Origin of the sequence: Bremerella sp. P1, from assembly GCF_028748185.1 — a bacterium.
In the GTDB taxonomy this organism is placed as follows: domain Bacteria; phylum Planctomycetota; class Planctomycetia; order Pirellulales; family Pirellulaceae; genus Bremerella.
In genome coordinates, this window is sequence record NZ_CP118164.1 from 1,226,801 (window position 1) to 1,239,042 (window position 12,242).

General features: G+C 54.7%; 10 protein-coding genes. 7 read left to right on the forward strand and 3 right to left on the reverse strand.

Annotation, left to right across the window (positions count from 1 at the left end; translation table 11 throughout):
- Window positions 1-89: 89 nt before the first annotated feature.
- Window positions 90-1,343 (reverse strand): PQQ-binding-like beta-propeller repeat protein, encoded by a 1,254-nt coding sequence (locus tag PSR63_RS05175; protein ID WP_274331330.1) that lies wholly within the window; start codon window positions 1,341-1,343, stop codon window positions 90-92.
- Between the two features lie 222 nt (window positions 1,344-1,565).
- Here PSR63_RS05175 and PSR63_RS05180 point away from each other — a divergent pair, with 222 nt between their 5' ends.
- Entirely contained in the window at window positions 1,566-3,158 is a 1,593-nt protein-coding gene (locus PSR63_RS05180) for an arylsulfatase (protein ID WP_274331331.1), read from the forward strand.
- Window positions 3,159-3,297: 139 nt separating this feature from the next.
- Here PSR63_RS05180 and PSR63_RS05185 read toward each other — a convergent pair whose 3' ends face one another.
- Window positions 3,298-4,320 carry a YheT family hydrolase gene (locus tag PSR63_RS05185; protein ID WP_274331332.1) on the reverse strand — a complete coding sequence of 341 codons (1,023 nt, stop codon included), beginning with the start codon at window positions 4,318-4,320 and terminating at the stop codon, window positions 3,298-3,300.
- 46 nt (window positions 4,321-4,366) lie between these two features.
- Window positions 4,367-6,205, reverse strand: coding sequence for a sigma 54-interacting transcriptional regulator (locus PSR63_RS05190; protein ID WP_274331334.1), 1,839 nt, complete (start codon window positions 6,203-6,205; stop codon window positions 4,367-4,369).
- Between the two features lie 337 nt (window positions 6,206-6,542).
- Between PSR63_RS05190 and PSR63_RS05195 the strand changes: the two genes are divergently transcribed.
- The 6 genes from PSR63_RS05195 to mscL all read left to right on the forward strand — a co-directional run bounded on the left by PSR63_RS05195 (window position 6,543) and on the right by mscL (window position 12,232).
- Window positions 6,543-8,672: a carboxy terminal-processing peptidase gene (locus PSR63_RS05195; RefSeq protein WP_274331336.1), complete on the forward strand. Its 2,130-nt coding sequence runs from the start codon at window positions 6,543-6,545 to the stop codon at window positions 8,670-8,672.
- A 159-nt stretch (window positions 8,673-8,831) separates the two neighbouring features.
- Window positions 8,832-9,203 carry a zinc ribbon domain-containing protein gene (locus PSR63_RS28180; protein ID WP_443111081.1) on the forward strand — a complete coding sequence of 124 codons (372 nt, stop codon included), beginning with the start codon at window positions 8,832-8,834 and terminating at the stop codon, window positions 9,201-9,203.
- 130 nt (window positions 9,204-9,333) lie between these two features.
- Window positions 9,334-10,083, forward strand: coding sequence for a PIG-L deacetylase family protein (locus PSR63_RS05200; RefSeq protein WP_338000664.1), 750 nt, complete (start codon window positions 9,334-9,336; stop codon window positions 10,081-10,083).
- A 48-nt stretch (window positions 10,084-10,131) separates the two neighbouring features.
- Window positions 10,132-11,070, forward strand: a complete 939-nt coding sequence (locus tag PSR63_RS05205; RefSeq protein WP_274331338.1) for a glucosamine-6-phosphate isomerase — start codon at window positions 10,132-10,134, stop codon at window positions 11,068-11,070.
- Window positions 11,071-11,508: a hypothetical protein gene (locus tag PSR63_RS05210; RefSeq protein ID WP_274331340.1), complete on the forward strand. Its 438-nt coding sequence runs from the start codon at window positions 11,071-11,073 to the stop codon at window positions 11,506-11,508.
- A gap of 220 nt (window positions 11,509-11,728) precedes the next feature.
- Complete coding sequence (gene mscL, locus PSR63_RS05215) at window positions 11,729-12,232, forward strand: large conductance mechanosensitive channel protein MscL (RefSeq protein WP_274331342.1); 504 nt, start codon at window positions 11,729-11,731, stop codon at window positions 12,230-12,232.
- Window positions 12,233-12,242: the final 10 nt, after the last annotated feature.

Consider the following 12,242-nt stretch of genomic DNA (forward strand, 5'->3'; position numbering starts at 1 on the left):
GAGAAGTCACTCGTCAAAGCTGCTTCCTTACCGCCAAACGCTTAGTCCATCGGCGACTGACAATGTGTGTTGCGTCGAGCAAAGCTCCACTACTTCGCACCAAGTGCGTACAAGTGCGAATACGTACGCAGGTACATCACACCATCAGAAACCGAAGGAGTCGATTCACTTCCTTCACCCAGACTGGTATCACCGAGAACTTCCAGGTTCTCATCGGCCGAGACGACCATCAGGTTCCCTTCTTCCGAGATGCAGAACAAGCGATTGCCAACGCGAATAGGTGAGCCATAGTAGTTGCCACCAACACGTTTCTGCCCAAGCACTTTTCCGGTCTTGGCATCCAGGCAGCTGACAATGCCTTTGTCGTACCAGACGAAGACTTTGTCGTCGTAGGTAACCGGCGTCGGCACGTAGCTGGCCTGACGAGAAAGTCGCCATGCCAGTTTGGGCTCGCCACCGTTGGGATCGACAGCGCTGACGGTGTTACCGCCGCCGCCTGAACCGCTGGAACCGAGAATCAAGTCGCCTGCGATGACGGGCGACGAAACACTTCGCATATTGAAGACCTGTTCGGCCCAAAGCTGCTCGCCTGTCTCTGGATCGTGCGCGGCGATGCCGTGTGCACTGCTGTTGGCGATCAGAACCTTCTTGCCATCTTTCATTTCATACACGCATGGAACTGAGTAGGCCGCAACGTCGCTGTCGCGTTTGGTTTCCCAAAGCTTTTCACCGGTCTTCCGATCGAACGCAACCAGGCGGCTGTTGCCAACGGGACGATCTTTCAGCTTGCGTTCGTCTCCCAACTGCATCAGCGAGATGATCACCTTGTCTTCAAAGATCATCGGCGAAGTCCCAAAGCCGTGCTGGCTGACCCAAGGCCCCAGGTCGACACGCCACGACGTGCCGCCGTCGTGATCCAACGCGACCAACTGCGTGTGTTCGTCATCGGCCCAGGCAACATAGATGTGCACATCGTCTACCGCAGGGCTGCACGATGCGTAGCTGCTCTTGCTGTGCAGATGGCTGGCGGCAGCAGGAAAAGCAACCTTCCAAACTTCTTCGCCCGTGTTCGCGTCGAGACACAACACATACCGCAGCCCAGAATCAGGGTCGGCACTCATCAAAAAGACACGATTGCCCCAGATCGTCGGAGACGAGTGCCCTAGACCTGGCAGTTCGACCTTCCACTTGAAATCTTCCTCAGTCGGTGCGGACGGGAAGTTCACATCAGCCGCGATGCCATTTCCATTGGGTCCGCGAAAACGGGTCCACTCTTGGGCGACCACCGAAGATGCAACGACACTCGTCAAGACAACGGCGAGCACTAGGCGAATTGTCGACATAATTATCTACCGAATAGAAAAAGGCAGGACTTCAGGAAGGAGCATTCGACATCGATGGTAATCGGTTTTTCCGCCAATTTCCACGACAGATCCATCCACGAACGGTGATAAATGTTCAGGTTTTTTAACCGTTTATTTCGTTGCGACTCGAATTTTTGCGGTTCTAGAATGGCAGTAAGCCGCGGAAACCCCACTTGTCCAACTACTTGAGGAACCAGGATTATGAGTCTCCACCCGTTCTATCGCATGCTAAGTCTGTTAACGATCGTTTTATTAGGTCTATCTAATCCTGTGCTGGCAGATGACTCGCCGCCGAATATCCTTGTCCTTTGGGGAGATGACATCGGTTGGCAAAACGTCAGCGCCTATGGCATGGGGACAATGGGCTACACCACGCCCAACATCGACCGCATTGCCAAGGAAGGTCTACGCTTTACTGATCACTATGCCCAGCCAAGTTGCACGGCGGGTCGAGCGGCATTTATCACCGGACAGTACCCCATTCGATCTGGAATGACGACCGTTGGCCGGCCAGGTGATGTCCTAGGGCTTCAGGCCGCATCCCCTTGTCTCGCTGAAGTTCTCAAAGAAGCGGGCTACGCGACCGGTCACTTTGGCAAGAATCACTTGGGCGATCGCAACGAACACCTACCGACTGTTCATGGATTCGACGAGTTTTACGGCAACCTCTATCACTTGAATACTCAGGAAGAAGCCGAGCAGCGGGACTATCAGCGATTCGGAAAGGAGTACTCCGGTAGCCTGGAAGAATACGAAAAGAAATTTGGCACGCGAGGTGTGATTCATTCGTTCTCCACAGAAGAAGATGATGAGACCGTCGATCCACGGTTCGGCAAAGTTGGCAAGCAAACCATCGAAGATACCGGCCCGCTAACTCAGGAACGCATGAAGAACTTCGACGCAGGCGAAGTCATCCCCAAAGCGACCGCATTCATGGAGAAGGCAAAGAAAGCGGACAAGCCTTTCTTTGTCTGGCTGAACACTTCCCGTATGCATTTGTACACCCGGTTGAATGACGAGTGGCGCTATGCTGCCGAGAAGTATACCTCGGAAGCCGATATCCACGGTAGCGGCATGCTTCAGCACGACCATGACGTCGGGCTTGTGCTCGACTTCCTGGAAGAAGCTGGGCTCAGTGATAACACGATTGTCTGGTATTCCACCGATAACGGTCCCGAGCATTCGTCTTGGCCACATGGAGCCACGACTCCTTTCCGCGGTGAAAAAATGACGACCTATGAAGGTGGCGTTCGCGTTATCTCCATGCTCCGCTGGCCTGGCGTTGTCGAAGCTGGCAAGACACTTAACGGTATCCAGGCACACCAGGATATGTTTACGAGCCTGGCCGCTGCCGCTGGCGTCGAGGATGTTCACGAGAAGCTGCTTCAGGAGAAGAAGCAGTACATCGATGGCGTGAATAACATTCCGTACTGGACCGGCGAATCCGAAAAGTCGGCACGAGACCTGATCTTCCACTACTACGAGAGCAAGCTTACGGCTGTCCGGATGGGCCCCTGGAAGTTCCACTTCTCAACCAAGGAAGACTACTACGCCAATGTCATTCCTCGCACTGTGCCTCTGGTCTTCAATATTCGCATGGACCCATTTGAATCGTTCGACAACAAGGATGCTTACGGTCATCTGATGCAAAAGGTCTCGTGGTTGCTGGCTCCGATGGGCGAACAGATGAACCATCATCTGGAAACGCTCGCCAAGTATCCGCCTGTTCAAGGAGGGCAGTCTTTCGACATGTCGAATGTGATCCAGGAATTCATCGACAAGGCTCAGCAGTAGATTTGCTCGCAATTAGCGCAAACAAATGGCCGGCAGATTCTCTATCTGTCGGCCTTTTTGCTTTCCGATGCCTACTTCTGCTTAGCGAATGCCCTTGGTGCGCCAGAAGATCTCACTCAGGTGCCGAAGAAATCTCTTCTTAAGAAGTGGCCTTGCGCGAGTCGAGGCTGGCGATCCACTGCACAACGCGGTGGTCCATCCAGCGGCGATCAGGCACGATGCTCTTGGAGGTAATGAAACCCAAGTGGCCACCGCCGCGGGTGACTTCTAATTCGACACTACCCGACCGCGGATGCTTGTCGAAGATCTCGACCGGGATGACGCTGTCGTCATCGGCGGTGAGAATGAGCCCGGGGATCTTGATGTTCTTGAGTACTGGGGCCGAACTTGCCTTGGCGTAGTAATCTTCCGCCGACTCAAAGCCACATTGGGGTGCGGTGAAGATCGAGTCAAACTCGATGATACGGCCCGGCTTCTCGGTGAAGCGAAAACCATCGTAGAAGTTTTCGTCCTTTGCCAGACGACCTTCAACCAGGTTCACCAGACGCCGCGAGAAGTCCCAATCGTAGACGCGATTAAAACCTCGGTTCATATTCCGGCAGCAGTAAGCCAAGTCGATCGGTGGTGCGACCGCCATCACGCTGTCGACGCCGCCAATGCGTCCGCTACCCATCTCGCCGGATAGCTTCAGGACGATGTTGGCTCCCATGCTGAAGCCACACAAGGTCAGCGGCGAACCGAGACACAGGGCGCTGATCGTTTCTACGCAGTGGGCGATGTCGTCACTGCATCCGGCATGGAAGGGACGTTTGGCCAAGTGATGCCCTGCTCCGCAACCTCGCAGGTCGACGCGGAACGAGCGAATGCCGAGCGAATTCAGCTTGTGCGCAATTCGCACGAGGTAGCCGCTGCTATGACAACCACCCAGTCCGTGAATCAGCAGAACGGTACGATCGCCCGGTTTCCAACTTTTCGGGCAGTCGTCGTGCAGGACAATTTGGTCGCCGTCTTCGAAAAGAACCAAATGCTGCCGGGCGGTGTACGGAAGGTTGTGACCAAACCAGTAAGCGCCGAGGATCGTCTGCGCGTGGGAATTCCTCAGCAATGGATGAGGCTTAAAAGGCCTCACCGAGGTCAGAACATAAGGAGATCGGGCCAACATCGTTCAGCTCCAGGGGGTTACCCTGCCATCCATGCGTTTCGTCTTACTAGCGCTGAATTTGGTATTCTTCGATCTTGCGATACAACGTCGCACGGCTCGTACCCAATAATTTTACGGCTTCTGGGATGCTCCCTCCAGTTCTGGATAGAGCTTCTTCAATCAATTTCTTTTCCCAGAAGTCAAACCTTAACGACTCAGGCTCGTTCAAACCTGCGTCTCTGAGGCCTAAATCATGCGGTTGTATCGCCTCGCCATCCGCCAAAACGACGCTGCTATCGATCACGTTTCGAAGCTGCCGAACATTGCCTGGCCAGTTGTAGTCAGCCAGCTTCTGTTTGGCGCTGTCCGAAAGGGTAAGCAGCGGTCGTCCGTGCGTCTTCCGGAAGTGCTCCAGGAAATGTTCCGCCAGCAGCACAACGTCGTCCCCGCGATCTCGAAGGGGAGGAATGTATAACTCAAAAACGCTCAATCGGTAATAGAGATCTTCCCGAAATCGTTTCTCACGAACGAATTCCGCCAAATCTCGGTTGGTCGCGGCAATCACACGAACGTCGACGCTGACTTCCTTAGTGGCTCCTAAGGGAAGAAATGGATGCCCTTCCAAGATTCTGAGAAGCTTGGCCTGACCATCGAGCGTCAGTTCGCCCACTTCGTCTAAAAACAAAGTTCCCGTGTCAGCTTGCTGGAAAAAGCCAATATGGTCGGAGTCGGCCCCGGTAAAAGCCCCCTTCTTGTGACCAAACAGCTGGCTCTCGATGAGATTCTCAGGCAGGGCCGCGCAGTTGACGCTGAGCATCGGGCGATCGGCTCGATTGGATGCCTTGTGCAGGGCTCTGGCGACAAGCTCTTTACCGCTGCCACTTTCCCCGCGAACTAGGACACATCCGCCCGCCTTCGAGATTCGGGTGATCTTTTGCTTCAACTCACCCATCGCGGGGCTTTCGCCGATCAGCTCGTCGAACGCAGCCGATTTGTCGACTAATTGCTGATAACTGGCCTGCAACTGGGTCACTTTCCAGGCCCGTAGCAACGCAATCGTCAGGATATTACCGACCGAAATCGCAAAATCGAGTTCGTTATGCCAGAAGCGTTCCTGCTTGCGGTACAGGTGCAGGGCTCCGAAGGCCTTCTTCTTATGAATCAGCGGCACACAGATCGCATCGGCGAAGTGCGTCAGTTTTTTGCTGGTATCGCCTTGTGCTTCGTTGGCAATCCAGACGGCATTCCCTTTCTGGGTGACGATCTCGGTCAGGGCCTCGCTCAGTGGAGCCGGGCCTTCGGTGTCTTCGGGGTAAACCCGCTTGGCCCTTAACTGTCCATCGTCGCTAAGCCATAAAAAACCGACAACAACCGCTTTGGTCTGCTCTTTCACCATCTCCAAGGTGACTTGAATGATGGTATTCGGGTCTTCTTCGCCGAGCAGCCGGATCGCGAACTGGTGCAGAAGCAGCAAGCGCTGGGCTTGCTGGTAGTCCTTAAGCTCCTTAAGTGCTATCAGGTTCGTATCTTGCGGATTGACCGGCATGTTGCGGACGATCGTCTGCGTGATGCTCGGCGGCAGCTCATCGTGCGAAGTGGGAGGCTGAGCGCTGTGATTGAAGCTGAATTCCGTGTCGCCGATCTTCAGGCGACATCCGTCGGTCAATTCCGCCTCGTCGATCGGCTGATCATCGAGAAAACTGCCATTACGGCTTTCACGATCTTTCACGAACCATTTGCCGTTCCGCAGAAAAATGGCGGCATGCACCCGCGAACAGAGGGGGTCGGTCAGCGTTACATCACACTCCAAACCACGACCAATGAGGTTATCGCGCGAGTCGTCTAAGGGAAAGTTCTTCCCCGGACCGTTACCTGATATGGTTTTAAGGTAGCTGTAAATCGCCATTAGTTCGGCCGAAATCCCCCCTGGGTTTCTCTACGTGGCAAGCATCTTGGGTGGTCCGCGTTAAATTCAGCACTTGTCTTATCTTACGGAATTTCCGCTTGGATCTTCCAGTCGGGTCACGAAAATCGAGCAGGAAAAGATGGAATTGCTTTGCAAGCGAACCAACTTTCGTGGGTTAGCCCACGTACTGATAGAGGCTCGCTGATCTATTCGGGTTAAGGCATTCGCCTTGAGTCGAGTTGCCGACCTAGATAGGATTACACGTGCCCTTCCTGCATGCCCCCAAATCTGCTATTCGCTACATATTCACGCACACATCTTGCGATAAGGAATCATCATGGCAAACGTTCGAGGGAATTGGACTAACTTGCGCCATCCCATTTTCTTCCTATTTACTGTCGCTGCTACCTTCGCGACCCTCGTTGTCGCTTCCTTGCTTCCTAAAGACGCACCTGCTCAAGGCCCGCTTGCTGGCCAAGATCGTCATCTTCCCGAGCGACACATCTCGCGAATGGTCTCGCGACTCCTTCTTCGCGATCATCTTTCGACCGCACCGCTGGACGATACCATCTCGCAACGAGCGTTCGACAAGTTCCTGAAGTTTTGGGATCCGCTCAAACTGTACTTCACCGAGGCCGATGTCGCCGAATTCTCGGCCAACCGCAATTTGCTGGACGACCAGGTCCGCAGCGGCAACACCGAGTTCGCTCACAAGGTCTTCGAACGTTTTATTCAGCGAACGCTGGAACGCGTGCAGACGGTCGACGACTTGCTGGCCAACCACGAATTCAACTTTGAAGAAGACGAAGTCTTTGTCACCGACGGCGATAAGGTCAAGTATCCGGCCAACGCCGCCGAAGCGACCGACCGTTGGCGTAAGCGCCTGAAGTACGATCTGCTGACCCAGCTTGCCGACGGCAAGAGCCTGGAAGAAGCTAAAGAACGTATCGGCAAGCGTTACCATAGCTACGCTCGCCGTATCGGTCAGACGAGCGAAGACGAGTTGCTGGAAGTCTTCCTGACTTCGGTGACTTCCGCCTACGATCCACACACCACCTACATGTCTCCTGGCACGCTCGAGAATTTCAATATTCAGATGCGTTTGAACCTGGAAGGTATTGGTGCTGCCCTGATGTCGGAAGATGGCTTCTGCAAGGTTTCCAAGGTGATTCCTGGTGGTGCTGCCGATAAGCATGGCAAGAAGAATGCTGATGAAAAGATCGAAGCTGGCGACTTCATCGTCAGTGTTGGCCAAGGCACCGACGGCGAAATGGTCGACGTAGTCGATATGAAGCTGAACGATGTCGTCGACATGATCCGCGGCAAGGCCAACACGGTCGTCCGCCTGGGCGTGAAGAAGAAGGGTAAAGGCGAAACGAAGATCTTCGACATTACCCGCGCCAAGGTCGAACTGAAAGACAGCGAAGCCCGCGGCGAAATCGTCGAGCAGACGACCGCCGAAGGCCACAAGATGAAGATCGGCTGGATCGACCTGCCATCGTTCTACTTGGACATGGAAGCCGCTCGCTCCGGTAACCCAAATGTCAAGCGAAGCACGATCGACGTCGCTCGACTTCTTGCGGACTTCCGCCAGAAAGGTGTCGAAGCCGTGGTGCTCGACCTGCGTCGCAATGGCGGTGGTAGCTTGACCGAAGCGATCGACCTGACCGGCCTGTTCATCGATCAAGGTCCAGTCGTTCAGGTGAAGGACGCTGACAACAACGTTCATCCTTACGAGGACATGAACCGCGGCATGCTGTGGGACGGCCCCCTGGTCGTGCTCACCAGCAAGATGAGCGCCAGTGCCAGTGAAATTCTCGCCGGTGCAATCCAGGACTACGGTCGCGGGATTGTCGTCGGTGACGAGCAAACCCATGGCAAAGGCACCGTGCAAACGCTGCTCGATCTGGGTCGCGAAGAATTGATGGGTGCCAACCCGGTCAATCCTCCGTCGCTGGGTGCTTTGAAGATCACGCTGCAGAAGTTCTATCGCCCAAGTGGTAAGAGCACGCAACTCAAGGGCGTCGAAGCAGACGTCGCATTGCCGGCTCTGACCGCCAACATGGACATCGCCGAAGGGGACCTCGATTACCCGGTTCCGTTCGACACCGTCCAGACGACCCGTTACCCAGTGAGCAATGCCAATGCGGCACCACTGGTTGCGGAACTCAACCGTCTGTCCGGGCAGCGTGTCCAGTCGTCGGAAGGCTTCACGAAGCTGAACAAGATGATCGAGACCTACCTGCAACAGAAAGACAAGAAGCAGGTCGATCTCAACAAGGCGAAATTCATGGCCGAGTACGAAGCCCTGAGCGAACGCGAAAAGGAAATCGAAAGCCTGGTTGGCGAAACGGATGAAGATCCCAACGAAGTCGTCGAACGCGACTACTACTTCGACGAAGTGATCAACATCACCAAAGATTACGTTCGTCTGCTGGAACAACAAAAGGTCGCCTCGAACAACTAAGTTCGCTGGTCGATTGAATCGATAACGAACAGAAAAGGGTCTGCCTCGGCAGGCCCTTTTTTTGTGGAATGCACAGGACGAATTGCGTTAAGATCTTGGCTCTGCTGGCGAATAAATAACATCGAAGCTAACAATTTGAACGTCATGGGAAGACAAAGTATGGAATGCCCTGCTTGCAAGAAGGTCAACGCTGACAAACGCTTTCGATGCGACCATTGCAACTATGGGATACGTCCAGTTCCGGCTCCGCCGAGCAATCGCCCCCCTAGGTACATCGGCGACAAAGGGAAGGAAAGCTTTGATGCCAAACTTGCTCGTACCTATCGCTGCACCAATTGTCGTTCTCATGGCGCGAACGTTAGAAGAATCGCGACCACAGGCGCAGGAATCACACGTCTTATGGATTGGCAAATTCATGAATTCATCGTTGCCAATTGCCACTATTGTGGGCTCGTCCAGCAATTTGATCCCCGTGTCGTCGACAAGACACATGGAGGGTGGAAAACGCTCGATTTTCTGTTCGAGATCTAGCGAAACACCAATTCACAGATGCTGAATTTTTTCTTCGGCAAACGTCTACTCATCTGGTAAACTTTCCACGCACCCTCCCCTGCCCCTCCTACCTGACAACTATTCACCCTCTTGATTCGGGAGCGATCCCTTGAGCGACGCGACGAACGTTGTTCTGTGTTTCATGGCTCATCCAGATGATGCCGAAATTTTGTGTGGCGGCGTACTCATTCGCCTAGCCGAGTTGGGCTGGGATGTGCACATTGCCACGGCGGCCGCCGGCGATTGCGGTTCCGAAAAACTGCCTGGGCCAGAGATCGCCGCGATTCGTAAGAACGAAGGGATCGCCGCGGCCAAACTGATCGGTGGAACCTATCACACGCTGGCTGAACCGGATGTGAACGTCATTTTCGACAAGTCCACCAATCGCAAGGCGATCGACCTGTTTCGGCAGCTTTGCCCAACACTGGTCATCACGCACCCGCGAGAAGACTACATGCTCGATCACGAGCAAACGCATCTGCTGGCCCGCAGTGCGTCGTTCAGCTTTCCGATTCCCAATGCTTCCAGCATTCCTCTATCGCCTGGCACCCATATTCCGCATTTGTATTACGCCGACCCGATCGAAGGTCTCAATCCATATACTGGCGAGCCGGTTACGCCAACGGTTACCATTGACGTAAGTGACGTCATCGAGCGCAAAGCCGAAATGCTGGCCTGCCATGCTTCGCAGCGCGAATGGCTTCGGGCACATCACGGCATGGACGAATACCTGGAAGCGATGAAACGGCACAGTGCCCAGCGTGGTCAACTGATCGGAACCAACTACGCGGAATCGTTTCGCCAACACTTAGGTCACGCGTTTCCCCAAGAAGATTTACTCGCCCAACTCCTCCCCTGATTGCGCACGAACCACGAAACTCCCTCCTAGACGCAAGGACAAGTCAGAATGGCCCGACCGATTAGCAAAGTAGCACCGCAGTGGTGGGACTACACGACCCTCGACGAAGAGCTCTTGGCCGATGCCGCGAAGCTGACCCCGGAAGACCTGCTCCAGCTTTCTCGACCCGGTTTTGAAGTCCGCATCTTCGATACCCTGGAAGAGCTGTACTGCGCCGAAGCGTTGGAATACATCCAAGCCTGGCAGCAAAGCACGCCCGACAATCCATGCGGTATCTGTGGCCCGATCGGCCCTACCGAGCAGTTACCCCTGGTTGCCCGGATGGTCAATGCACTGGGGATCGACCTGAAGAAGCTGGACGCCCATTTCTGGGGCATGGACGAATGGGTCGACGCGGAAGACAACCCCGTGCCGGTCGAGTTCCCCCTTTCATTCGCTAAGGCCGACAAAGACCTGTGCTTCGACCGGATCGATCCGAAATACTCGATGCCAACCGCCAACCTGCACTTCCCCACCGGCGACCTGGACGCATACTCGAAGTCGTACGACGACATCCGCTGCCTGGTCATGCAAGGCGGACAAGGCGAGGTCAAACATTGGGCCTTCAACGATCCACCCAAGCGCGAAGGTGACTATGTCGATGCTCCGCCACCGCCGGAGGTGTATCGAGAGTTGGGGACCCGCGTGACCGATCTTCATCCGATGACCGTCATTCAGAACGCACGCACCAGCGGCGGTGGCTACGTCCCGATGGTTCCCACCCGGGCATGTACCGTCGGACCGAAAGAAACCTGGAAAGCCGAACGGGTTTCCATCTGGCACCCTGGCCATCACGACAATCCCTTCGGCATGCGGCTCTCGGCGCTGATGATCAGCAAAGGCATCGCTGACACAAGCGTTCCGATGTCGCTACTGGCCGACCATCCCAGCGTGACCTTCAGCTACTATCGTGGCGGGATTGGTACCGTGGAAACGGAAATGCATTAGATGTCTACCGAGGCGGAAACCACGACACCCGGCAGCGAAGATGAATACCATCTGGACCTGTTGGGCACGTTTCATTGGATTCTCGCAGGCCTTGCCGCCTTGGCAGGGCTCTTTCCCATCTTTCATGTGCTGTTCGGATTCATCGCCCTGGTGGCCAGTATCGTTGGCGTCGAGGGCGATCCGGAAGCCCGGGGGCTGGGCGTGGTGATGGGCATTATGTTCATGCTGATCGGCACGCTTATCATCATCACGTTTTGGGTGATCGCATTCTGTCTCTACTTGAGTGGCAGCTATCTCAAGGCACATAAAAATCACACGTTTTGCATGGTGATGGCGGTCATCAGCTGCTTTTCTTTTCCCCTGGGAACGGCCCTGGGTGTATTCACCATCCTGGTGCTTGTTCGACCAAGCGTTCGGAAACTGTTCGGGGTTGCTTGATCGACCACGCCACGACAGGCCCATCCTCTTCGCCCGCCAGTCACGGTGATCGAAGTCTATTTGCCAACAATTGAACGCTAATCTTCAGGCAGTTTGCGGTTTCAGCGAGGGGACGCATCCCCCAACTTGTTGCTAGACACCGAGATCTGGCCGCATAATGGCATGAGAGTTGCACCTTCGCAACACACAACAACCACACGCTGAGATAGGAATGCGCATCATGGGTTTGATTGGCGATTTCAAGAAGTTTGCGCTTCGCGGCAACCTGATCGACATGGCCGTTGGCTTTACGGTTGGTGCCGCTTTCACCTCGGTAGCGAAGTCGCTGGTCAGCGACATCATTATGCCTCCGCTCGGGTTTCTGCTCGGGAAAAGTGACTTCTCCGACTTGTTCATCGTGCTAAACGCCCCCGATCCCGATAAGACCTACACCACCCTAGCTCAGGCTCAGGAGGCAGGTCTTACCACGATCAACTACGGGCTGTTCATCAACAACATCATTGCATTTATGTTGGTGGCTTTTGCCATGTTCATGATCATCCGCTTGATCAATCAACTGGACAAGAAACTCGAGGACACGTTCGGCGGAGACAAACCACAGCCGGGTGATCCCGAGAATAAGAAGTGCCCTTACTGCCTTTCGACAATTCCCTATCGCGCGACGCGATGTGCACACTGCACAGCGGAACTATCCGTTGCCGAGCAGCCTAGCTCAGACAGTTAACAACCACGTA

Coding starts and splice junctions, on each gene's coding strand:
- mscL (WP_274331342.1), top strand. CDS start 11,729: ATGGGTTTGATTGGCGATTTCAAGAAGTTTGCGCTTCGCGGCAACCTG.
- PSR63_RS05175 (WP_274331330.1), bottom strand. CDS start 1,343: ATGTCGACAATTCGCCTAGTGCTCGCCGTTGTCTTGACGAGTGTCGTT.
- PSR63_RS28180 (WP_443111081.1), top strand. CDS start 8,832: ATGGAATGCCCTGCTTGCAAGAAGGTCAACGCTGACAAACGCTTTCGA.
- PSR63_RS05190 (WP_274331334.1), bottom strand. CDS start 6,205: ATGGCGATTTACAGCTACCTTAAAACCATATCAGGTAACGGTCCGGGG.
- PSR63_RS05205 (WP_274331338.1), top strand. CDS start 10,132: ATGGCCCGACCGATTAGCAAAGTAGCACCGCAGTGGTGGGACTACACG.
- PSR63_RS05180 (WP_274331331.1), top strand. CDS start 1,566: ATGAGTCTCCACCCGTTCTATCGCATGCTAAGTCTGTTAACGATCGTT.
- PSR63_RS05210 (WP_274331340.1), top strand. CDS start 11,071: ATGTCTACCGAGGCGGAAACCACGACACCCGGCAGCGAAGATGAATAC.
- PSR63_RS05195 (WP_274331336.1), top strand. CDS start 6,543: ATGGCAAACGTTCGAGGGAATTGGACTAACTTGCGCCATCCCATTTTC.
- PSR63_RS05185 (WP_274331332.1), bottom strand. CDS start 4,320: ATGTTGGCCCGATCTCCTTATGTTCTGACCTCGGTGAGGCCTTTTAAG.